Origin of the sequence: Rhodococcus spelaei (genome assembly GCF_006704125.1) — a bacterium.
Classification (GTDB): Bacteria; Actinomycetota; Actinomycetes; order Mycobacteriales; family Mycobacteriaceae; genus Rhodococcus_G; species Rhodococcus_G spelaei.
Genome location: NZ_VIGH01000001.1, coordinates 709,195 through 730,677 on the forward strand (window position 1 = coordinate 709,195; position 21,483 = coordinate 730,677).

Below are 21,483 nucleotides of genomic sequence, written 5' to 3' on the forward strand. Positions count from 1 at the left end.
GTGTGACGGCGCCAACGTGTGTGTGCGGAACCGGACCCGTCAGGCAGCGACCGCGACCGGCTTGCGACCGGCCCCGCGACCGCGCCGCGCCCCGACCGCCCGGCAGATCAGGTAGATCACGAACGAGATGGTGGTGACGAAGGTCGACACCGGCACGCCGGGGGCAAGCGAGAGCAGAATGCCGCCGACCGCCGCTATCTCGGCGAACACGATGGAGAGGACTGTGGTCCGCAGCGGGCTCGACGTGATGCGGGCGGCCGCGGCGGCCGGGGTGATCAGCAGCGAGAGCACCAGCAGCGCCCCGACGATCTGCACGCCGAGGGCGGCGGCGACGCCGACCAGCACGGCGAACACGATGGACAGCGCGCGGATCGGCACGCCGCGAGCCCGCGCGACCTCCGGGTCGGTGCTGGCGAACAGCAGCGGCCGGTACACGACGAGCAGCACGGCCAGTACCAGCACTGCGCACACCAGCAGCAGTTGCAGTCCGCTGTTGCCGACGCCGACGATCTGCCCGACCAGCAGCGAGAAGCTGGTGCCGGTGCGGCCGGGGTAGAGCCACATGAACAGCACGGACAGGCCGAGGCCGAACGACATGATCACGCCGATCACCGAATCGCGTTCGCGGGCCTTGGATCCGAGCAGGCCGAACAGAACGGCCGCGATGACGGAACCGACGATGGCACCGACGCCGACGCTGATCCCGGCGAGCAGGGCGGCCGAGGCGCCGGTCAGTGACAGTTCGCTGGTGCCGTGCACCGCGAACGACATCTGCCTGCTGATGATCAGCGGTCCGATCGCGCCGGCGAGCAGACCGAGGATCGCGGCCGCGAGCAGCGCCTGCTGCACGAAGTCGTAGTGCAGCAGGTCCACGGTGGCCTGCCAGTCGAACATCTTCGACAGCGCATCGGAGAGCTTCTCGTTCATGCGTGGTCCTCGTGGTGTGCGCAGTCGGTGCGCAGTTCGCCGGCGCCGCCGAGCGCGTCGATGGCGTCGCCGGTGCCGACCACGACCAGTCGTCCTCGCACGTGCAGCACCTCGACGTCGGTCTGGTAGAGCTCGGAGAGCACCTCGGAGGTCATCACCTCGGCGGCGGTGCCGATCCGGAAGCGGCCGTCGACCAGGTACAGCACCCGGTCGACGAGCGGCAGGATCGGGTTGATCTCGTGCGTGACGAACAGGACGGCGGTGCCGTGACCGACCCTGCGCCGGTTGATCAGGTCGGACACCCGGTGCTGGTTCGCCAGGTCCAGGCTGAGCAGCGGCTCGTCGCACAGCAGCACCCGCGGATCGCCGACGAGGGCCTGGGCCACGCGCAATCGCTGCTGTTCGCCGCCGGACAGCGAGCCGACCGGCGCGTCGGCGTAGGACTGGGCGCCGACCTCGGTGATGGCCGCGTCCACGACGGCGTTGCGGCTGCGTCGGTTTCGCAGCCCGGTGCCCCAGCGGTGACCGTCCACGCCGAGCCCGACCAGGTCGCGGCCGCGCAGCGGCAGGCCTTCGTCCATGGACTTCTGCTGGGGGATGTACCCGACGTTCGGGTTGCCGAGGCGGACCGGGCTGCCTGCGATGTGGGCGGTACCCGCTGTCAGTGGCACCTGACCGAGGAGCATCTTCAGCAGCGAGGTCTTGCCGGATCCGTTGGGGCCGAGCACTGCGACGAACTCGCCGGGGGCGACTTCGAGGTCGAGGCCGGACCAGAGCGTGCGGTCGCCGTACGCGAGCCGCGCGCCGTGGAGTTCGACGGCAGGGGCGGGGGTTTCGGTTGTCACGTGATGGGCCTCAGTGTCCGTCAGCCGAGCGGTGCCGTGCCGAGCGGCGCAGTGCCGAGCGCGGCGGCGAGCTGCTCCGCGTTGTTGGTCTGCCACGTAATGTAGTCGACCCCCTCGGGCAGCGTCTCGGTCACCTCGACCACCTTGATGCCCGCGGCCTCGGCGGCCCCTCGGATGTCGCGGGTCACCTTGTCCTGGGTCTGACTGTTGTAGACGAGGGCGCCCACCTTCTTGTCCGCGAGCAGGTTGCGGGTGGCGGCGATGGCGGCGGGCGGCGGGTCGTTGCCGTCCTCGATCGCCTTGGTGAAGTCCTCGGGGGTCTCGTCGCGCAGGTTCGCGGCGGCGAGCAGGTAGTGCGCGATCGGCTCGGTCTGCGCGACGGGCGCCTGCGGGTGTTCCTTCGCGATGGCGTCGGTGATCGCGGTGACCGCGTGCAGCTTCTCGTGGAACGCGGCCGCGTTGGCGGTGTAGGCCTCGGCGTTGGCGGGGTCGAGCCGGCCGAGCTCCGCGGCGATCTTCTGCGCGACGGCGTCGACGGTCGGCATGTCGTACCAGACGTGTTCGTTCACGCCGCCGTTGTCGTGGCTGTGACCGTCGTGGGAATCGGACTCGGTCGCGGCGGGTTCGGCGACCTGCGTGTGGTCGCCGTGCAGGTCGGTCTCGGAGCCGTACAGCTCGAACGCGTTGACCGTTCGCTTGTCTCGCGTGTTGCGCAGGATGTCGTCGAGGAAGCCGTCGTATCCGCCGCCGTTGTAGACGACCAGGTTGGCGTCGGTGAGCGCAGCCGCATCGCGGGGGCTTGCCTCGTAGGAGTGCGGGTCGGCCGAAGGGTCGGTGACGATGGACTTGACGTCCGCGCGGTCGCCCGCGACCGCTTCTGCCACCGATCCCCACACATTGGTGGAGGCGACGATGCTCACCCGCTGGCCGTCCGCGACGGGGGCGCTGCCCGTTGCCGTGGCCGAGCAGGCGCTCACAGCGATGAGCGCGGCGGCGGCCAGACCGACCGCGGCGCTGATTCGTCGGCGGTTGCCACGCCGGGTCGGGCGGGGGAGAAGTCGAGGGCGGAGGGCAACCAGGGGCATGCCCAAGATATTAATGGAAACCGTTTCCGTTGTACATTAGCGGGGCCGTGCTTTCGATCACCTCGGCCATTGCGTACCGTCCCGTTATGCCCAGGTCCCGTCATCCACGTCGTCAGGCAACGCTGGCGTCGCTGGCCGCGGAGCTCAAGGTCTCGCGCACCACCGTCTCCAACGCCTACAACAGGCCCGACCAACTGTCCGCGGAACTGCGTGAACGGGTGCTCGACGCGGCGAAGCGGCGCGGCTACCCGGGGCCCGACCCGGTCGCGCGCTCACTGCGCACCCGTCGGGCCGGCGCGGTCGGACTGCTGCTGACCGAGGCGCTGAGCTACTCGTTCCGCGACCCGGCGGCGATGAGCTTCCTGGCCGGGCTGGCGGAGTCGTGCGAGGCCGCGGGGCAGGGACTGTTGCTGGTGCCCGCCGGCCCCGGCCGCGAGGACGTGGACGCGGCGGCGGTCGTGCAGCAGGCCGGCGTGGACGGCTTCGTCGTGTACTCCGTCGCCGACGACGATCCGTACCTCGCGGCGGTGCTCGAACGCAGGTTGCCGATGGTGGTGTGCGACCAGCCGCGCGAGATCGAGGGCGCCTCACTCGTCGGCATCGACGACCGGGGCGCCATGCGAAAGGTTGCCGACTACCTGCTGTCGTTGGGGCACAAGGACATCGGTGTGCTCTGCATGCGACTGGGTCGCGACGTGCACGACGGGCTCGCGGCCGCCGAGCGGCTCGAGTCGCCGAATTTCCACGTGCAGCGGGAGCGGATCGCGGGGGTGCGGGACGCGTTGGCCGCGGCCGGCCTCGACCCGGCAACGCTGACGGTGATCGAGCGCGCCGAGCACACCGGCAAGGCCGGGCACTCGGCCGCCGAACAGGCGCTCTCGATCAATCCGCGCATCACCGCGCTGCTGTGCACCACCGACGTGCTCGCCCTCGGCGCGCTGGACTTCGCGCGCTGGCGCGGACTCGACGTGCCCGGTCAGCTGTCGATCACCGGCTTTGACGGGGTGGACGAGGCGCTCCGCGAGGGCCTGACCACGGTTCGCCAGCCCGCCGAGGAGAAGGGTCGGCGGGCGGGCGCGCTGCTGCTGTCCCCGTCGCACTCCGGCGTCGCCACCGTCGAGATGCTCGAGACCGAACTCGTGCGGGGCCACACCGCTGCCCCGCCGCCAGGGCTCTCCTGACCTCGGGCGCGAGATCCGAGGTCCCGATCAGTAGGACCATTCCGCGCCGCCTGTGATCCGTCCCTATGTTGGGAGGCAAGGTCGGGTGTCGCTGGACCGCAACGGGATCCGTCGTTCTCGACCGCCCCGAGGCGCCTGGTGTCCCCGCGTCCGTGCACACCGCACCAAACGGAAAGGTTCACCCATGGCTTCCCCCGAGGAGATGCGAGCCGTCGTGGAGCGCTACCTGAGTCTGCTCGAGAAGGGCACCGGAGCGGACATCGCGGCGCTCTACGCCGAGGACGGCCGCGCCGAGGACCCCGTCGGCAGTCCGCCGAAGGTGGGGCGCGCGGCGCTCGAGGAGTTCTACAACCGGGCCGCGTCGATGGACAACAGCACCGAACTGCTGGTGCTGCGGATCGCGGGCAACGAGGCTGCCGCGCACTTCAGTGTCGTCTCCAAGGCCGGTGACACCACCTACCGGTCCGCGCCGATCGACACGTTCCGGTTCAACGACGCCGGCGAGATCGTCGAGCTCCGCGCCTACTGGGCCCCGTCGGACATGACCGTCAGTTAGGCGCCTGCGGCGCCCGTGAGTCCTTGTGGTCCCTTGCCGGGCCAGAAGGACTCACAGGTGGCGGAGCCGCCTAGCTGAGCAACTGTGCGCACCGCAGCAGCCCGATGTGGCTGTACGCCTGCGGATGGTTGCCCAGCGACCGCTCGGCGACCGGGTCGTACTCCTCGCTGAGCAGTCCGGTCGGGCCCGCCGTCTCGACGAGTTGGGTGAACAGCGCCTCGGCGTCGGAACGCTGCCCGATCAGCAGGTAGGCCTCGACCAGCCAGGCCGCGCACAGGTGGAATCCGCCCTCGCCGCCGGGCAGTCCGTCGTCGTGGTGGTACCGGTAGACGGTCGAGCCGCTGCGCAGCTCCGCCTCCGTCGCGGTCACCGTCGCCGCGAATCTCGGGTCGGAGGGGTCGATCAGCCCCGACAGCCCGATGTGCAGGGTGGCCGCGTCGAGGTCGGTGCCGTCGTACGCGGCGGTGAACGAGCGCGCGCGGTCGCTCCAGCCGCGGTCGAGGACGTCATCGGCGATCTCCGCGCGCAGCGCCGCCCACGCGGGCTCGGCGTCGCGGCCGAAGTCCTCGGCCAGGGTCAGCGCGCGGTCCACCGTCACCCAGCACATCACCTTCGAGTACACGTGGTGACGCGGGTTGCCGCGGATCTCCCAGATGCCGTTGTCCGGTTCGGCCCAGCGGGCCTCGACGGCGGTGACCATGGCGCGCACCAGATCCCAGTCCGCGTCGGTCACCGGCTCGGCGACGCCGTGCTTCTTGCGCGCGTTCGCGAGGTGCGAGATGAGGTCCACGATCGGACCGAACACGTCGAGTTGCACCTGCGAATTTGCGGCGTTGCCGACCCGCACCGGCCGCGACCCGCTGTAGCCGGGCAGCGAGTCGATCACGGCCTCGGCGGGGAGGTTGCCGCCGTAGATCGTGTACAGCGGGTGCAGGCGTTCGGGGCCGGGCAGCGTCTCGAGGACGCCGTGCACCCAGGTCAGGAACGCTTCGGCTTCCCCGAGCGACCCGAGTGCGACCAGTGCGGAGGCGGTCAGCGACGCGTCGCGCAGCCAGCAGTACCGGTAGTCCCAGTTGCGGACCCCGCCGATCTCCTCGGGTAGCGAGGTCGTGGCGGCGGCGAGGATCGAGCCGGAGTCCGTGTGGACGAGTCCGCGCAGGGTCAGGGCGGAACGCTTCATCAGACCGCGTTTGCGTGACGGCAGTTCCAGGCCCTCGGCCCAGTCCCGCCAGTACGACTCGCTCACCGCTCGACGATCCGCCTCGGGGATCTCCGAAGGTTCGAGATCGGAACTGCCGCACCGCAGTTCGAGCACGACCGGACCGTTCGACGGGTCGACGACCGCGTGCGCGGCCTGCTGCACGCCGTCACTGGTGATCTCCCACTGCACGCCGGGGGAGCGCAGCACCACCGGGTCGGTGGTGCCGTAGACCCGAAGGCCGTTCTCCTCCTGCTCGAGGTGGACCTGGACCTGGCCGAACTCCGGGCGGGGCGCGAAGGTCACCACGGCCTTCGCGCGGCCGGTGATCACCCGGGTCAGGTCGGTGCGTCCCGGGTCGACGTCGTGCGGCAGGTAGTCGGTGACCTGCAGGCTCGCCCAGCGCGTCTGCACGGTCATGGTCCCGTCGACGTAGTTCTGGCTCAGCGGGAGGGCGGCGCGGTACGGCGCGACGGTGAAGTGTCCGGCACCGACCCCGCCGAGCAGGTGAGCGAACATCGCGGCGGAGTCCGGTTCGGGGTGGCACAGCCAGGTCAGCGTGGCGTCGGGGGTGAGCAGCGCCACCGAACGGGGACTGGCCAGCATCGTCAGCCGCTGGATGGGAGTGGCGCTGTCGCCGTGCAGCCAGGTGTGGCGTTCCTCGAGCAGGAACGCCAGAGCGGCGCCCACGTCCTCGGTGCTGTCCACCCGGTACTCGGCGAGGGTGTCGCCGTCGCCGACCTTGATGCCGACGTCGGGTCCCTGCAGGCGGCTGAAGGCCTTCTCGTCGGTGACGTCGTCGCCGAAGAACACGGTCGCCGACGCACCCTCGCGATGGCGCAGGATGTCGAGTGCCTCGCCCTTGTCGGTCGCGATGACCGCGAGTTCGATGACGGCCTTGCCCTCGGTGACCTGCACCCCGTTCCAGGTGGCGGCGCCGCCGCGTACCCGCTGGAGCGCTGCCTCGCCGACCTCGGGTGCGGCGTTGCGCACGTGCAGTGCGGCGCTGGCCGGCTTGGTCTCGACGGTCACGCCCTCGCCGGCGGCCGCGATCTGCTGCAGTTCCTCGGTGAGCTCCCGGAGCAGGCGGCGGGCGTCGTCGCTGATCTCGTGCACGAATCCGACGTCGAACTCGGAGCCGTGACTGCCGACGAGCTGCACCTCGACGGGCAGTCGGGACAGCATCGCGAGGTCGCGCAGTGCGCGGCCGGAGATCACGGCGGAGGTGGTCGCGGGCAGGCTCGCCAGCGAGCGAAGGGCCCGTACGGATTCCGCGTGCGGGAACGCCTTCGAGGGGTCGGACACGATCGGGGCCATGGTCCCGTCGTAATCGGACGCGACAAGCAGACGCGGTGTCCTCGCGACCGACACGAGACGCCGACGGAGCTCGACTGGTAGATCCTGCGCACTCACTGCGCGAAGTCTACTTATTCCGCGGCCGGATCCTTGTAGCCGCCGCCGAGAAGAAGTTCCACGGTCAGTTCGAGTCGCTTGGCGACGTCGGTGGCCGAGGATCGCCGGGTGAGCCACGCCACCAGGTTCGACAACCACACGTCCGAGATCACGCGGGCGATCGCGAGCTGTTCCTCGCTCGGGGCACCGTCGCTCATGGCCCTGGCGAACAGTGAGTCCATCAGCTTGCCGACGTGGTCCACCTCGGCGGCAGCGGAGGCGTCGGCGAACATGAACGCGCGGGTCATGGCCTCGGTGAGCAGTGGGTCGCGCTGCATGGCCCGGGTGATCTGGCCGAGGATCAGGTGCATGCGCTCGATCGGGCTGTTGCCCGGCGGCATCTTCTTGCGGGAGTCGATCTTCTCGAACTCGTTCGACAGCGCGGAGACCAGCAGGTGCACCTTCGACGGGAAATAGCGGTACAGGGTGCCGACCGCGACGTCCGCGCGTTCGGCGACGGCGCGCATCTGCACGGCCTCGTAGCCACCCTTGGATGCCAGTGCCAGCGTCGCGTCGAGGATTCGCTTGCGGCGTTCTCGCTGCGCGTTGGAACTGAGATCGTCGTCGGTCAGCGTCGCGACAGCCCCGTTGTTTGCGGAGGACTTGTCCGCGGAACGACTGCGAGAGGAGGAGGTCATCGACGAATTCCTTGAGTTGTGGCAATGGTTCTTCGTGCAGATCCGGCTCGGCCTTGACTACAGGCCGACATACAGATTAGAACACGTTCTAGACAGTTTTGTCAGTATCGAAAGGTTGGCCCTCCTAGTGACAATCGCCACGACCGACGAGCAGCGTGCGGTCCAGGAATCTATTCAGTCCTGGTCGCGCGCGGCGCACCCCATCGAGACGCTGCGCACCGGCCCGGCGGACTCATGGCGGTCGCACTGGGCCGCGCTCGCCGACCTCGGGCTGTTCATGGTCGCGCAGGCCGAGGAGGTCGGCGGCGCGGACGGCGAGATCGTCGATCTCGCGGTCATGCTCGAGCAGGCGGCTGCCGAGCTCGCGTCCGGTCCGGTGCTGTCCACGGCGCTGGCCGCGCTGGTGGTCGGTCGCAGCGGTGAGGCGGCAGCCAAGCAGTGGGGGCCGGAGCTGGCCGAGGGTGCGATCCCGGTCGGTGTGGTGATCGACGGGGCGGTGTCCGCCGAACCTGACGGAGACGGCGGCCTGGTGCTGACCGGAACGGCGGGCTTCGCGCTCGGCGGCGCGCCCGATACTGCGGTGCTGCTGCCGGCCGTCCGCGGTGAGACCGTCGTATGGTGCCTGGTCGAGGCGGGCACTTCGGGTCTCGCGGTCGAGTCGGTGGAGAACGTCGACGTCAGCACCCCACTGGCCACCGTGACCTGCGGCGGGGTGCGGGTGTCCGCGGACCGCGTCCTGTCGGACGTGCGCCCCGGTCTGGTCCGCGACCTGGCGGCTACTCTCGCGGCCGCCGAGGCCGCAGGTGTCGCCGGCTGGTGTCTGCGAACCGCGGTGGAGTACGCCAAGATTCGCGAACAGTTCGGCAAGCCGATCGGCTCGTTCCAGGCGATCAAGCACCTGTGCGCCGAGATGCTGTGCCGGGTCGAGCAGACGCGCGCGGTGGCCTGGGACGCGGCGGTCGCCGCGGAGTCCGGCGACGAGCTGCCGATCGCCGCCGCGGTCGCGGCTGCGGTCGCCCTGGACGCGGCGGTCGACACCGCGAAGGACTGCATCCAGGTGCTCGGCGGCATCGGTTTCACCTGGGAACACGATGCCCACTTCTACCTGCGCCGCGTGCTCTCGCTGCGGCAGTTGCTCGGCGGGTCCGCGACCTGGCGGGCGCGCGTCGCCGAGTTGACGAACGCGGGCGCGCGTCGTCACCTCACCGTCGACCTCGGCGAGCTCGAGTCGCAGCGCGCGACGGTCCGAGGCGAGCTGGATGCGATCGCGGCGCTGCCCGAGGACGGCCGGCGTGTCGCGTTCGCGGAGTCCGGTTACCTGGCGCCGCACTGGCCGCAGCCGTACGGCAAGTCGGCCAAGGCCGCCGAGCAGATCCTGATCGGTGAGGAACTGGTGCGCGCGGGCCTGGAGACGCCGAACCTGGTGATCGGGTGGTGGGCGGTGCCGACCATTCTCGAGCACGGCACACCCGAGCAGATCGAACGCTTCGCCATGCCGACACTGCGCGGCGACGTGATCTGGTGCCAGCTGTTCAGTGAGCCGGGCGCAGGTTCGGACCTCGCGGCCCTGCGCACCACGGCCGAGAAGGTCGACGGCGGCTGGAAGCTGCAGGGTCAGAAGGTATGGACTTCGCTTGCCCGCGAAGCGGACTGGGCGATCTGCCTGGCGCGCACCGACAAGGACGCACCCAAGCATCGGGGTATCACCTACTTCCTGGTGGACATGCGCAGTGCGGGGATCCGGATCTCCCCGCTGCGTGAGATCACCGGCGACGCCCTCTTCAACGAGGTCTTCCTCGACGACGTGTTCGTGCCCGACGACTGCGTGGTCGGGCAGGTCAACGGCGGCTGGAAGCTGGCGCGTACCACTCTCGCCAACGAGCGGGTGGCGATGAGCGGCGGGTCGTCGCTCGGCAAGGCGATGGAGGAACTGCTCGAGCTCGCGGGCCGGGGCGGACCGAATGCGGTGACCGACGACCGCGTCGGATTCCTCGTCGGCGAGGCGATGGTCGGGTCGCTGCTCGAACACCGCACGACGCTGCGGCAGCTCGACGGCCAGGACCCGGGCCCGGAGTCGAGCGTGCGCAAACTGGTCGGCGTCCGGCATCGGCAGGCGGTCGCGGAGTTCGCGCTCGAGCTGGCGGGCACGGCGGGCGCGGTCGAGGGGCCGCTCTCGCGCGAGTTCCTCAACACCCGATGCCTGTCCATCGCGGGCGGCACCGAGCAGATCCTGCTCACCGTGGCGGCCGAGCACCTGCTCGGACTGCCGCGCGGCTGATCGCCCCGACAGTCCAACTCAAGCCACGTACCCAGACAGGACGGATTTCTCAGGTGGACTTCACTTTTGGCAGTGAGCAGCAGGCGGTGGCCGAGGTGGCCGCCACCGTGCTGCAGACCGCCGCGAGCGCCGAGGCGCTCGCGGCCATGGACCGCGGCGCGCCCGTGTGGGACGCGACGCTGTGGAAGCGGCTGGCCGACGAGGGTGTGCTGTCGCTCCCCTTGCCGGAGTCCCTCGGCGGTGACGACCTGGGGATCGGCGAGATCGGTGTGCTGCTCGGCCAGGTCGGGCAGCACGCGGCACAGGTTCCGGTGCTCGAGACCCTGGGCTTCGGTGTGCTGCCGTTGCTCGCGCTCGGTGGCGACTCGCAGCGCTTCCTCGCCGGGGTCCCCGGTGGCGCGATCCTCACCGCGGCGCTGAGCGAGCCGGGCGTACCGCTGCCCGCGTCGCCGGCGACCACCGCCACCGCCGACGGCGACGGTTTCGTCGTCAGCGGTCGCAAGGTGGGCGTGCGTTACGCCGAGCAGGCGGCATTCGTGCTGGTGCCGACGTCCGCGGGCGTGGCCGTCGTGGCGCCGGACGCCGACGGCGTCACGCTGACCCGCACGTTCACGGCGTCACTGGCCCCCGAGTACACGATGGTGCTCGACGGTGTGCGTATCGACTCGGGTGCGCTGCTCACCGGCGCCCCGGTCACCAAGGTCTACCGGATCGCGCTCGCCGCCGTCGCCGCGCAGGCGGCCGGGCTGGGCACCGGAATGACGAACCTCACCGCGAAGTACGTGACCGGTCGTGAGCAGTTCGGCAAGCCGATCGCGGTCTTCCAGGCCGTCTCGCAGCAGCTTGCCGATTCCTATGTGACCGCTCGCACGCTCGAACTGGCCGCCCGTTCGGCATGCTGGCGCCTGTCCGAGGGACTCGACGCCGCCGAGGACACCTCGGTTGCCGCGTACTGGCTGGCCGAGCAGTTGCCGGTGGCGATGCAGCAGTGCAGCCACATGCACGGTGGAATGGGTGCCGACGTGACGTACCCGGCGCACCTGTACTACGAGCAGACCAAGGATCTCGTCCGTCTCGTCGGCGGACCCTCGTCCCGTCTGACCATTCTCGGCGCGCTCAGCGCCCGCGACCTCGGTGTGGAGGCAGCATGCTCATCGATCTGACCCCCGAGCAGAAGAAGCTCCAGGCGGAACTGCGCGAGTACTTCGCGGGCCTGATCTCGCCCGACGAGGCCGAGGCCATGCTCACCGACCGGCACGGCCCCGAGTACCACGAGGTCATCCGCCGGATGGGCTGTGACGGCTGGCTCGGCGTCGGCTGGCCGAAGGAGTTCGGCGGCAAGGGTTTCGGTGAGATCGAGCAGCAGATCTTCACCAACGAGGCTGTCCGCGCGGACGTGCCGCTGCCGTCCGTGACGCTGCAGACCGTCGGCCCGACGCTGCAGGTGTACGGCACCGAGGAGCAGAAGCAGAAGTTCCTGCCCTCGATCCTCGCCGGCGAGGTGCATTTCGCGATCGGCTACACCGAACCCGAGGCCGGCACCGACCTGGCGTCGTTGCGCACCACCGCGGTCCGCGACGGTGACGACTACATCGTCAACGGCCAGAAGTACTTCACGACCGGCGGCCACGCCGCCGACTACATCTGGCTCGCCGTGCGCACCGGCACCACCGAGGACCGCCACCGCGGCATCTCGATCCTGATCGTGGACACAAAGGATCCCGGCTTCTCCTCGACCCCGGTGATCACCGCCGACGGCGCGCACCACGTCAACGCCACCTACTACGAGAACGTGCGCGTGCCGGCCTCGATGATGGTCGGTGAAGAGAACAAGGGCTGGCGCCTGATCACCACCCAGCTCAACCACGAGCGCGTCATGCTCGGCCCGTGCGGCCGCGTCGGCGGGCTCTACGACCACGTCAGCGAGTGGGCCACCCGCCCCGGACCGGACGGCAATCCGCTGCTGACCCAGCCCGATGTCCAGCGGGCGCTCGGCGAGATCCGTGCGATCTACCGGCTCAACGAGCTGCTCAACTGGCAGGTGGCCTCGCAGACCGGTGCGCTCGACATGGCCGACGCCTCGGCCACCAAGGTGTTCTCCACCGAACAGATCCAGCGAATGGGCCGGCTGGCAGAGGAGGTCGTCGGACGCTGGGGTGACCCGGCCGATCCCGAGACCGGTCACCTGCTCAAGTGGCTGGACGCGCAGACCAAGCGCAACCTCGTCATCACCTTCGGCGGCGGCGTCAACGAGGTCATGCGCGACCTCATCTCCACCGCGGGTCTGGGACTGCCGAAGGTGGCGCGCCGATGACCGAACACGACATCCTCGCTGCGGCGCAGAAGGTTCGCGACGGCGGTGCCAGCAAGGCACGCAGCGGCCGGGATCCGATCAACATGCCGATGATCCGCAACTGGGTCGAGGCGATCGGTGACGAGAACCCGATCTACGTCGACGAGGACGCCGCGATCGCCGCCGGTCACGGCGGCCTCGTCGCGCCGCCCGCGATGGCTCAGGTGTGGACGATGCGTGGCCTCGGCGCGGTCCGCGAGGAGGATGATCCGCTCGGCCGGATGACCGAGATCCTCGACGAGGCCGGGTACACCTCGGTGGTTGCGACGAACTGCGACCAGACCTACCACCGGTACCTGCGTCCCGGCGAGGAGGTGACCATCGAGTCGGTCCTCGAAGACGTTGTGGGACCGAAGAAGACGGGCCTCGGGGAGGGCTGGTTCTTCACCACCCGCAACTTCTGGAAGGTCGGTGACGAGGTCGTCGCCGAGATGCTGTTCCGCATCCTGAAGTTCGCGCCCCCCGCCAAGGCGGAGGCGCCCGCGCCCACCGAGGCGTCCTCGTCATTGGGCGGCTCGCTCGACGACCTGAACCCGGCTCGGATGCTGCGCCCGTCCGTCTCGCGCGACACCGAGTTCTTCTGGGAGGGCGTCGGCGCCCACGAGTTGCGGATCCAGCAGCGGCCGGACGGCAGCCTCCAGCACCCGCCGGTCCCGGCGATCTGGAAGGACAAGGCCGAGCGCACCGACTACACCGTCGCGTCCGGTCTGGGCACGGTGTTCTCGCATGTCGTGCACCACGCGCCGAAGGTGCCGGGCCGCTCGCTGCCGTTCGTTGTCGCGCTGGTCGAACTCGACGAGGGCGTGCGGATGCTCGGCGAACTGCGCGGCATCGACGCCGCCGACGTCACGATCGGGCAGCGGGTGCAGGTGGAATTCCTCGACCTGCCCGGCGACGACGAGACCGACCAGCAGCCGTGGACGCTGTACGCGTGGCGTCCCGTGAAGGAGCAGTGATGAGCTCGACTCTTACCGTGTCGGTCGGCGAACAGTTGCCGCCGCTGTCCATCCACGGCGACCCGACGTTCATCGTGTCGACGGCGTTGGCCACCAGGGACTTCCAGGACGTCCATCACGACCGGGACAAGGCGCAGCAGCGCGGGTCGAAGGACATCTTCGTCAACATCCTCACCGACACCGGGCTGGTGCAGCGGTTCGTCACCGACTGGGCCGGCCCGCGCGCGGTGATCAAGTCGATCAAACTGCGACTCGGCGTGCCGTGGTACGCGTACGACACCTTGACCCTGACCGGCAGCGTCGCAGCTGTCGAGGACGGGCTCGTGACCCTCGACATCGTCGGCAAGGACAGCCTCGGTGACCACATCAAGTCGACAGTCACCCTCGTGATGGACGGAGCAGCCCAGTGACCGATTCACTCTCGGGCAAGGCGGCGATCGTCGGCATCGGCGCCACCGACTTCTCCAAGGACTCCGGCCGCAGCGAACTCCGGCTGGCCGCGGAGGCGGTGCAGGCCGCACTCGACGACGCGGGCCTGAAGCCCTCGGACGTGGACGGCCTGACGTCGTTCACGATGGACACCAACACCGAAGTGGCCGTGGCCCGTTCGGTCGGCATTCCGAACCTGAAGTTCTTCTCCCGCATCCACTACGGCGGCGGCGCGGCCTGCGCCACCATCCAGCAGGCGGCGATGGCAGTGGCCACCGGCGTCGCGGACGTGGTGGTCGCGTACCGCGCGTTCAACGAGCGCTCGGGAATGCGTTTCGGACAGGTCAATTCGGCTCTGGTGCAGCAGGTGAACTCGTCGGGTACCGACAACGCCTTCTCGTACCCGCACGGCCTGAGCACCCCGGCCTCGTTCGTCGCGATGATCGCGCAGCGGTACATGCACGTGTACGGGGCGACCAGCGCCGACTTCGGCCGGGTGGCCGTCGCCGACCGCAAGCACGCGGCGACCAACCCGAACGCCTTCTTCTACGGCAAGCCGATCACCATCGAGGACCACCAGAACTCGCGGTACATCGCGGAACCGTTGCACCTGCTGGACTGCTGCCAGGAGACCGACGGCGGCATCGCGATCGTGGTGACCTCCCCGGAGCGGGCCAAGGACCTGCCGAACACCCCGGCGATCATCGCCGCCGCGGCGCAGGGGAGTGGGGCGGACCAGTACATCATGACCAGCTACTACCGCGACGGCCTGAGCGGTCTGCCGGAGATGGGCCTGGTCGGCGACCAGCTGTGGGCCCAGTCGGGGCTGCGTCCGCAGGACATGCAGACCGCGGTGCTCTACGACCACTTCACTCCGTACGTGCTGATGCAGCTCGAGGAGCTCGGCTTCTGCGGGCGTGGCGAGGCGAAGGACTTCATCGCCGACGGCGCCATCGAACTCGGCGGACGGCTGCCGCTGAACACCCACGGTGGTCAGCTCGGTGAGGGCTACATCCACGGCATGAACGGAATCGCGGAGGGCGTCCGGCAGATTCGCGGCACCTCGGTGAATCAGGTGCCGGACGTGCAGAACGTCCTCGTCACCGCCGGCACCGGCGTCCCGACGTCGGGTCTGGTGCTCACGGCCTGACGCGGACAAGCGAGGCCGTGCACGCGAACGAACGGGCGGTTACCGTGACTCCCTCTCGAGAGTTGTTCCGGTAACCGCCCGTTCGTCGTCTTCCGGTCAGTGCGTGGCGAGGGCGATGCGCTCGCGCTCGGCCGCACTCACCGCATGCGTGGCCTTGGGCAGGTCGACCCGCACGTGGGCGAGCTTCCCGGTGAAGGCGAACCGGCCGCGGTCGGCGTACTCCTCCGAGACCGGGCTGCCACGGTTGACGCCGACGTCCAGTTGTTCGTTCATGCTGAAGATCGCGCGGGTGGTCTGCTCGATCCGCTCCCGGGCGACCTCGGTGCCGTCCACGGACAGGATCGCCGTCCCGCCCTTGCCGATTCCGCCGCCGTCGTACACGAACTCCACCGCCACTTCCCGGGTGTCCGCGGTGAGCGGCGCGGCGGCGCGCACGTAGGTCCGCCCTCCGCCGCTGAAGTTGTAGCAGAACACCGGACGGGAATCGAGGACGTACAGTGCGAATCCGCCGAAGCGGCCGCCGATGCCGACCAACATGCCCTCGCTCGGCCTGCCGCAGGTGTCGAGCGCGGCGGTGAGGGTGTACGACCGGTTGAAGAAGTTCGGTGCCGCCTTCTCCACCAGACCGTTCATGTGGGGGTACAGCGTGATCGAGTCGCGTCCGTGCATGGGGTGCGGGGGGCGGGATCCCGGGGTGGCATGCCGGCCGACGGTCCGGTCGTCGAGCGGGAGTACCTGGTACCTGGCCGCTTCCACGAGGAACTTCTGCTTGAGCTTCTCGAGCTTCTCCGGATACACCTCCGCGAGATCGTGTGCCTGGGACCAGTCGACGGTGGTGTCGTACATCTCCCAGCGGTCCTCGTCCATGCTCGGCAGCTCCAGCCCGTGGGTCGCCATCAGCCACGGTGCCCGGTGTGCGGTGATCGCGGTCCAGCCGTGGTCGTAGATGCCGCGATTGCCGAAGATCTCGAAATACTGTGTGGTGTGCCGCTCTTCGGCCCCCGGATCGTTGAACGAGTAGTTCAACGCGACGCCTTCGAGTGGCATCTGCGCCACCCCGTCCACCGTGTGCGGCATCGGCACGCCCACCGCCTCCAGGATCGTCGGAGTGATGTCGACGCAGTGATGCCACTGGTTGCGGACGCCACCGGTCTCGGTGATCCCCGCCGGCCAGTGCACGATCAGCCCGTTGCGGGTGCCGCCGTAGTGCGAGGCGACCTGCTTGGCCCACTGGTAGGGGGTGTCGAGAGCCTGAGCCCACGCTGCGGGGTAGTGCGGGTAGCTCGTCGGAGTGCCCAGTTCGTCGAACCGGTCCAGCACCTCCTCCGTGGTGGTCCGGTAGCCGTTGAGGTTGGCCAGGTAGTTGAACGACCCCTCGAACCCGCCCTCCGCGGACGCGCCGTTGTCGCCGACCATGTAGACGACGAGCGTGTTGTCGAGCATCCCGAGATCACGCAGGTGGTCGGTCAACCGGCCGACCTCGTCGTCGGTGTGTTCGAGGAAGGCCGCATACAGCTCCATCAACCGAGCCGAGACCTTGCGCTGATCCGCGCTGAGTGAATCCCAGTGCGGCAGATCGCCGGTCCACGGCGCCAGGACCGTGTCCGGTGCGACGACGCCGAGCTGCTTCTGACGCTCGAGAGTGATCTCGCGCTGGCGGTCCCAGCCGTGGTCGAACTCGCCGCGATACTTGTCGAGGTAGCGCTCGGGCACCTGGAGCGGCGCGTGGCACGCACCGAACGGCAGATAGCAGAACCACGGCTTCTCCGGGTCCGCCGCGGACACGCCTTCGATCCACTGCAGGGCGTGATCGACCAGGTCCTCGCTGAGGTGGTACCCCTCCTCCGGGGTGCGTGGGAGGTCGACGACCCGGAAGTCCTCGTACAGGACCGGGGTGAACTGGTCGGCCTCGGCGCCGAGGAACCCGTAGAACTTGTCGAAACCCTCGCGCGCCGGCCACCTGTCGAACGGGCCGGCCTCGGTGACCTCCCATGCGGGCGTCTGGTGCATCTTTCCGAACGCTCCGGTCGCGTAGCCGTTCCCCTGCAGGACCCGAGCTACCGTCGCCGCCGAATCGGGGCGCGTTCCGTTGTAGCCCGGTGCGGAGGTTGCCATCTCGGAGATGACGCCCATTCCGACGCTGTGATGGTTGCGTCCGGTGAGGGTAGCGGCGCGAGTGGGGGAGCACAGTGCGGTGGTGTGGAAGCGGGTGTACTTCACGCCGTCGGACGCGAGCCGTTCCGCCGTGGGGGTGCGGCACGGCCCGCCGAACGCGGACGACGCACCGAAGCCGACGTCGTCGAGCATGATCAGCAGGACGTTGGGTGCGCCGGCCGGCGGACGGATCGGTTGCTGACGGGTGAACGGTGGCTGCTGGTCACTCTGGTTGATCGCAGGGGAGATCTGCGGCTCGGTACGGTTGATCGGGATCGAGAATCGATTCATCGACGAATACTCCTGGGTTCCTGTGCGTGGTGGCAGAGCACTTCGTGAGTGAGCGGGCCACTATGCGCATGGGCGGCATGTCGGTGACGCCGGCGCGGCGTGGGAGTCGATGCGGGCCGCCTCGCCCGCCGTGAAATCGTGACCGTAGCCACCGACCGAGGCAGCCGACCCCGTGCGGTCTCACTCACCGGGACTGCTGTGGAAGATTGGCCGACCTTGCTTGATCAGACTGCGCTTCCGCGGCAATTATTCAGTAGACCAATGGGTTTCGAAGTTTAAGTCAATGCCTTGACGATTAAGTCAACGACCTATAGCATCGCGGGCATGGCATCAGTCGAGGGCACTCGAAGCGTGATCATCGAAGTCGCAGAGCGGATGTTCGCCGAGCACGGCGTCGAGGGCGTCTCGATGCGGGATGTGGCGGCCGCCGCAGGCCAGCGGAACAACTCGGCAGTTCAGTACCACTTCGGGGGACGAGACGGATTGCTGCTCGCGGTCTTTCGCTACCGGATGGGCGAGATCAACCAGGCTCGGAGCGAGTACCTCGCGGAGATCGATCGCCAGGGCCGCGGCGAGGACCTCAGGGCGCTCGTCGAGGCAGGCCTGCGGCCGCTCACAGACTTCCTCGCGTCGGTGCCGGAGGGTCACTACGCCCGCTTCATCGCCCGTGTCTCACCGTCGGTCGACTTCGCCAGTGGGGAGTTCGACGAGGTCTTCGACGGAAACCGTGAGGTCGTTGCTCGGCTGACGCGAATTCTGGGTCACCTGTCTCGACGTGCGGCGATCGAGCGGGTCGACCTGATGTTCAACATGACCGTCTCCGCTCTCGCGGTGTACGAGCAGCGGCGGGAGGAGGGTCTTCCCGTCGTTCGTGCGAGCTTCGCCGAGACGGTCGAGCACGTGATCGACATGGCGGTCGGCTCGCTGGAGGCCGCCGATTCGACTGCCGCGGCAAAGCGCGTCAAGCGCCGCACCGCCACCCACTGACACCCACCCAAAGGAGAGCCGGCATGTCCGCACTGACAACATCTCGCACCGTCGAAATCGGCGACCATGTAATCGAATTCGGTCCGAGGGGGATGCGCCGGAACCCGGAGGGCTTCGAGCCCGCGCCGTACGAGCGGATCACGGTGCGTCCCGTCACGCCGTTCATCGGCGCCGAGGTGAGCGGCGTCGACCTTTCTGATCCCGGTGACGCGGAGATCGCCGAGCTACGTACCGCCCTGCTCGAGTGGAAGGTCCTGTTCTTCCGCGACCAGGACATCACCGGCGCCGCGCACCGGGACTTCGCAAGTCACTGGGGCGAACTGGAGGTCCATCCGCTCCTGCCGCAGGGCGAGGTGCCCTCGGTGGTGCGCTTCGAGCGCGGTGAGGACAGTCCGGGGACGGAGAACATCTGGCACGTCGACGTGACCTGGCAGAAGAAGCCTCCGCTCGGCTCGGTGCTGCGTGCCGTCGACGTGCCGCCCGCAGGCGGCGACACCCTGTGGGCGGACATGGGCAACGCCTACGACTGCCTGTCCGACGAGATCAAGGAACGCATCGACGCACTGGAGGCCGTGCACGACTTCATGCCGTCGTTCGGTCGTTCGATGCCGCCGGAGCGGCAGGCCCGCATGCAGGAGCAGTACCCGCCGGTGCGTCATCCCGTGGTGCGCACGCACCCGGAGACGGGCCGCAAGACCCTCTTCGTCAACAGCCTGTTCACCACCCACATCCCCGATCTCGACCCGGTCGAGGGGGCACAGCTGCTGCAGCACCTGTTCGATCAGGCCAAGGTGCCGGACTTCCAGTGCCGCTTCCGGTGGCAGCCCAATTCCATTGCGTTCTGGGACAATCGGGCCACGCAGCACTATGCGGCGAGTGACTACTTCCCGCACCGGCGAGTCATGGAGCGGGTGGCGATTCTGGGCGACGTGCCGCGCTGATGTGCATCGGTGACTCGGCGGCCGCGCAGCGGAGCGGAAACCCGAGTTGAGGTCGGTGGACTGGCGCCCGCGGTCGCTGCGGGTGGGGAGCGACCCGGACCCGCGCTTCACCCTCGCCAACGAGCGAACGTTCCTGGCGTGGATCCGCACCGCGATGGGTCTCGTCGCCGCGGCGGTGGGCTTCGAGGCATTCGGTTCCGATCTCGTCGGTCCCGCAGCACATTTCACTTTGGTGATCGGATTGCTCGTGGGGGCTGCGCTGCTCGCGGGCTTCGCCTTCCTGCGATGGATCGGCGTCGAGGTGGCGCTCCGACAGGGCCGGAGCCTTCCGGTTCCGGCTCTCGGCGCATTGCTCGCGGTGCTCGTGTTCGCTGTCGCGGTGGTGTTCCTCGTCGCGCTGACGGTGCGATGACCGACGCGAGCCCGGTGCGTCTGGACGAGGGGCTGCAGCCGGAACGGACCGAGTTGGCATGGGTGCGAACGGCATCGAGTACGGCAGCAATCGCCGTCATCTACTTGCGGTTCGCACCGGGACACTCGATCGCGACGGCGGTGGCAGGCGGATCTGCCCTCGTCGTCGCCGTCGGGGTGCTCGCTTCGTCCGCGCGCAGGCTCGGGCGGGTCAGTGCCGGCGTGGCGGTCGGCCGGTTGGCGCCGGACGTCCTGTCGAATGCGGTGCTGGTCGTGCTCGTGCTGGTGTTGACGGGCGTAGCGGGATTCGGCGTGGCGGTGGACCTTCTGCGCTGACCGCCGTCGCACGGATCCGTCGCCGGTGGTTCAGGGGCGCGCTGTCACACCGCGCGGATAGGTCGCGAGAAGATGCTCGTCGACAGCGCCTGCTGGATCTGCTTGTCGTGCACCATCTCCAGTGCCAGCGCATAGCGGACGCGTAGGTCGCGGGCGCGGCTGTCGCGCATGGCGTCGAGCGCGGCGACGATGTCGAGTGCGGCGTCCGAAGTACGTTCGCGCGGGTCGGTGCTGCTCGTCATCGACGGTGCCCCCACTCGCTCTGCTGCCTTCGTCACATTGTCACCTCGACTCTACATTCGTAGAGTCGAGGCATGAGGCTGGCCCGACGATCCATCACCGTTGACACCTTCGAGCGTGCCGCTGGAGCCGACGGGTTCCGGCTCGACCTCGGCCAGCGCGCGGTTGCAGAGCAGCTCTCGCGGGTCGAGCTGCGCCCCGGGCGCGGCGTCTACCTGTGGGGTCCGGTCGGCCGTGGCAAGACCTGGCTGATCGACGCCTACCGTGCGGCCCTGAAGGGACGCCGGACGAGTCGGGTTCACTTCCACGACTTCTTCCGACGTCTGCACTCCCTCGTCCCCGAGCACGGGATCGACGCGGCGATGGACCTGCTGCTGGACGGGTGCCAGGTACTGTTCTTCGACGAGTTCCACGTGCACGACGTCGGCGACGGTGCGCTGCTGTCGCGGTTGCTGCGGGCACTCGACGAGCGTGGGACGGCGCTGGTGGTGACCTCCAACTACCCGCCGGACGGGCTGATGCCGAACCCCCTGTTCCACGACAACTTCCTGCCGACCATCGCGGTGCTGAGGGAGCGGCTCGAGGTGATCGAACTGGTCGGCGACCGCGACTACCGGAGCGGCCGCGGGCCGACGACGTCCGGTTTCGCGTCCGGCCGGCGACTGGCCGCGCTGTCGGGATGGCCGGTGGACGGCGAGAGGGCAGTGCTGAGCCCGTTCGGTCGCCCGATCGTCGCGCGGGCGGTGCGCGGGGATCTGGTCTGGTTCGACTTCGTGGAACTGTGCGAGCGGCCTACGTCTGTGCGCGACTACCTGCGGCTCGCCGCCGACCACGGCCACTGGGTGGTGAGCGGTGTCCCGCCGATCCTGGAGGCGACGCCCGACGGTGTGCAGCGCTTCTGCACCCTCGTCGACGTGCTGCACGACCGGGACGTCCCGCTCACCGTCGTCGGTGCAGACTGGTGCGAGGGTGACGCGCTTCCGGTCGAGCGTGTGCACGATCTCGCGAGGACTCGCAGCAGGTTGTCGATGCTCGCCAACTGAGCACCGCCGCCCGGTGCGATACCGCTGATCGG

General features: G+C 69.1%; 20 protein-coding genes. 13 read left to right on the forward strand and 7 right to left on the reverse strand.

Translation table 11 applies throughout. The features are described 5' to 3' along the window. Positions 1 to 39: 39 nt before the first annotated feature. From FK531_RS03300 to FK531_RS03310, 3 genes are read right to left on the reverse strand one after another with little or no spacing between them, the layout of a single operon-like run. A complete protein-coding gene (locus FK531_RS03300; protein WP_142095171.1) occupies positions 40 to 927 on the reverse strand; it encodes a metal ABC transporter permease in 888 nt (295 codons plus the stop codon). Continuing rightward, complete coding sequence (locus FK531_RS03305; RefSeq protein ID WP_142095172.1) at positions 924 to 1,772, reverse strand: metal ABC transporter ATP-binding protein; 849 nt, start codon at positions 1,770 to 1,772, stop codon at positions 924 to 926. Before FK531_RS03305 ends, FK531_RS03300 begins: the two co-directional genes overlap by 4 nt. A gap of 20 nt (positions 1,773 to 1,792) precedes the next feature. Continuing rightward, complete coding sequence (locus FK531_RS03310; protein WP_142095173.1) at positions 1,793 to 2,857, reverse strand: metal ABC transporter solute-binding protein, Zn/Mn family; 1,065 nt, start codon at positions 2,855 to 2,857, stop codon at positions 1,793 to 1,795. 86 nt (positions 2,858 to 2,943) lie between these two features. Between FK531_RS03310 and FK531_RS03315 the strand changes: the two genes are divergently transcribed. Both FK531_RS03315 and FK531_RS03320 read left to right on the forward strand, forming a co-directional pair. Beyond that, positions 2,944 to 4,038 (forward strand): LacI family DNA-binding transcriptional regulator, encoded by a 1,095-nt coding sequence (locus FK531_RS03315; RefSeq protein ID WP_142095174.1) that lies wholly within the window; start codon positions 2,944 to 2,946, stop codon positions 4,036 to 4,038. 184 nt (positions 4,039 to 4,222) lie between these two features. Next, complete coding sequence (locus FK531_RS03320; RefSeq protein ID WP_142095175.1) at positions 4,223 to 4,594, forward strand: nuclear transport factor 2 family protein; 372 nt, start codon at positions 4,223 to 4,225, stop codon at positions 4,592 to 4,594. 70 nt (positions 4,595 to 4,664) lie between these two features. Here FK531_RS03320 and otsB read toward each other — a convergent pair whose 3' ends face one another. Both otsB and kstR read right to left on the reverse strand, forming a co-directional pair. Further along, positions 4,665 to 7,205 (reverse strand): trehalose-phosphatase, encoded by a 2,541-nt coding sequence (gene otsB / locus FK531_RS03325; protein ID WP_142095176.1) that lies wholly within the window; start codon positions 7,203 to 7,205, stop codon positions 4,665 to 4,667. Positions 7,206 to 7,219: 14 nt separating this feature from the next. Next, the gene (kstR, locus tag FK531_RS03330) at positions 7,220 to 7,882 is read right to left on the reverse strand and encodes a cholesterol catabolism transcriptional regulator KstR (protein ID WP_142095177.1); all 663 of its coding nucleotides are present in this window, start codon (positions 7,880 to 7,882) and stop codon (positions 7,220 to 7,222) included. Between the two features lie 127 nt (positions 7,883 to 8,009). Here kstR and FK531_RS03335 point away from each other — a divergent pair, with 127 nt between their 5' ends. The 6 genes from FK531_RS03335 to FK531_RS03360 are packed head-to-tail and all read left to right on the forward strand — an operon-like array spanning position 8,010 to position 15,048. Further along, positions 8,010 to 10,160, forward strand: a complete 2,151-nt coding sequence (locus tag FK531_RS03335) for an acyl-CoA dehydrogenase family protein (protein WP_142095178.1) — start codon at positions 8,010 to 8,012, stop codon at positions 10,158 to 10,160. A gap of 53 nt (positions 10,161 to 10,213) precedes the next feature. Continuing rightward, on the forward strand, positions 10,214 to 11,323 hold the full coding sequence (locus FK531_RS03340; protein WP_142095179.1) for an acyl-CoA dehydrogenase family protein: 1,110 nt from the start codon (positions 10,214 to 10,216) through the stop codon (positions 11,321 to 11,323). Then, positions 11,308 to 12,474 carry an acyl-CoA dehydrogenase family protein gene (locus FK531_RS03345; protein WP_142095180.1) on the forward strand — a complete coding sequence of 389 codons (1,167 nt, stop codon included), beginning with the start codon at positions 11,308 to 11,310 and terminating at the stop codon, positions 12,472 to 12,474. The genes FK531_RS03340 and FK531_RS03345 overlap by 16 nt, the downstream gene beginning before the upstream one ends. Further along, complete coding sequence (locus FK531_RS03350; protein WP_142095181.1) at positions 12,471 to 13,469, forward strand: bifunctional MaoC family dehydratase N-terminal/OB-fold nucleic acid binding domain-containing protein; 999 nt, start codon at positions 12,471 to 12,473, stop codon at positions 13,467 to 13,469. The genes FK531_RS03345 and FK531_RS03350 overlap by 4 nt, the downstream gene beginning before the upstream one ends. Further along, complete coding sequence (locus FK531_RS03355) at positions 13,469 to 13,879, forward strand: MaoC family dehydratase (protein ID WP_142095182.1); 411 nt, start codon at positions 13,469 to 13,471, stop codon at positions 13,877 to 13,879. Before FK531_RS03350 ends, FK531_RS03355 begins: the two co-directional genes overlap by 1 nt. Continuing rightward, complete coding sequence (locus tag FK531_RS03360; protein WP_142095183.1) at positions 13,876 to 15,048, forward strand: lipid-transfer protein; 1,173 nt, start codon at positions 13,876 to 13,878, stop codon at positions 15,046 to 15,048. Before FK531_RS03355 ends, FK531_RS03360 begins: the two co-directional genes overlap by 4 nt. 96 nt (positions 15,049 to 15,144) lie before the next feature. Here the strand turns inward: FK531_RS03360 and FK531_RS03365 are convergent, their stop codons facing one another. Further along, positions 15,145 to 17,493, reverse strand: coding sequence for an arylsulfatase (locus FK531_RS03365; RefSeq protein WP_142095184.1), 2,349 nt, complete (start codon positions 17,491 to 17,493; stop codon positions 15,145 to 15,147). A gap of 324 nt (positions 17,494 to 17,817) precedes the next feature. On the opposite strand from FK531_RS03365, the gene FK531_RS03370 reads away from it, so the two are divergent. Genes FK531_RS03370 through FK531_RS03385 form a run of 4 tightly spaced genes read left to right on the forward strand, consistent with a single transcriptional unit; the run spans position 17,818 to position 20,168 of the window. Next, on the forward strand, positions 17,818 to 18,480 hold the full coding sequence (locus FK531_RS03370; protein WP_142095185.1) for a TetR/AcrR family transcriptional regulator: 663 nt from the start codon (positions 17,818 to 17,820) through the stop codon (positions 18,478 to 18,480). A 23-nt stretch (positions 18,481 to 18,503) separates the two neighbouring features. Further along, complete coding sequence (locus FK531_RS03375) at positions 18,504 to 19,421, forward strand: TauD/TfdA dioxygenase family protein (protein ID WP_142095186.1); 918 nt, start codon at positions 18,504 to 18,506, stop codon at positions 19,419 to 19,421. 55 nt (positions 19,422 to 19,476) lie between these two features. Further along, entirely contained in the window at positions 19,477 to 19,833 is a 357-nt protein-coding gene (locus FK531_RS03380) for a YidH family protein (protein WP_435531004.1), read from the forward strand. After that, the gene (locus FK531_RS03385; protein WP_181762794.1) at positions 19,830 to 20,168 is read left to right on the forward strand and encodes a DUF202 domain-containing protein; all 339 of its coding nucleotides are present in this window, start codon (positions 19,830 to 19,832) and stop codon (positions 20,166 to 20,168) included. The genes FK531_RS03380 and FK531_RS03385 overlap by 4 nt, the downstream gene beginning before the upstream one ends. Positions 20,169 to 20,212: 44 nt before the next feature. Here the strand turns inward: FK531_RS03385 and FK531_RS03390 are convergent, their stop codons facing one another. Next, entirely contained in the window at positions 20,213 to 20,446 is a 234-nt protein-coding gene (locus FK531_RS03390; protein WP_142095188.1) for a hypothetical protein, read from the reverse strand. Positions 20,447 to 20,482: 36 nt separating this feature from the next. On the opposite strand from FK531_RS03390, the gene zapE reads away from it, so the two are divergent. Next, positions 20,483 to 21,451: a cell division protein ZapE gene (zapE, locus tag FK531_RS03395; RefSeq protein WP_142095189.1), complete on the forward strand. Its 969-nt coding sequence runs from the start codon at positions 20,483 to 20,485 to the stop codon at positions 21,449 to 21,451. Positions 21,452 to 21,483 lie beyond the last annotated feature (32 nt).

Coding starts and splice junctions, on each gene's coding strand:
- FK531_RS03320 (WP_142095175.1), top strand. CDS start 4,223: ATGGCTTCCCCCGAGGAGATGCGAGCCGTCGTGGAGCGCTACCTGAGT.
- FK531_RS03385 (WP_181762794.1), top strand. CDS start 19,830: ATGACCGACGCGAGCCCGGTGCGTCTGGACGAGGGGCTGCAGCCGGAA.
- FK531_RS03370 (WP_142095185.1), top strand. CDS start 17,818: ATGGCATCAGTCGAGGGCACTCGAAGCGTGATCATCGAAGTCGCAGAG.
- FK531_RS03350 (WP_142095181.1), top strand. CDS start 12,471: ATGACCGAACACGACATCCTCGCTGCGGCGCAGAAGGTTCGCGACGGC.
- FK531_RS03315 (WP_142095174.1), top strand. CDS start 2,944: ATGCCCAGGTCCCGTCATCCACGTCGTCAGGCAACGCTGGCGTCGCTG.
- zapE (WP_142095189.1), top strand. CDS start 20,483: ATGAGGCTGGCCCGACGATCCATCACCGTTGACACCTTCGAGCGTGCC.
- kstR (WP_142095177.1), bottom strand. CDS start 7,882: ATGACCTCCTCCTCTCGCAGTCGTTCCGCGGACAAGTCCTCCGCAAAC.
- FK531_RS03375 (WP_142095186.1), top strand. CDS start 18,504: ATGTCCGCACTGACAACATCTCGCACCGTCGAAATCGGCGACCATGTA.
- FK531_RS03310 (WP_142095173.1), bottom strand. CDS start 2,857: ATGCCCCTGGTTGCCCTCCGCCCTCGACTTCTCCCCCGCCCGACCCGG.
- FK531_RS03345 (WP_142095180.1), top strand. CDS start 11,308: ATGCTCATCGATCTGACCCCCGAGCAGAAGAAGCTCCAGGCGGAACTG.
- FK531_RS03365 (WP_142095184.1), bottom strand. CDS start 17,493: ATGAATCGATTCTCGATCCCGATCAACCGTACCGAGCCGCAGATCTCC.
- FK531_RS03355 (WP_142095182.1), top strand. CDS start 13,469: ATGAGCTCGACTCTTACCGTGTCGGTCGGCGAACAGTTGCCGCCGCTG.
- FK531_RS03300 (WP_142095171.1), bottom strand. CDS start 927: ATGAACGAGAAGCTCTCCGATGCGCTGTCGAAGATGTTCGACTGGCAG.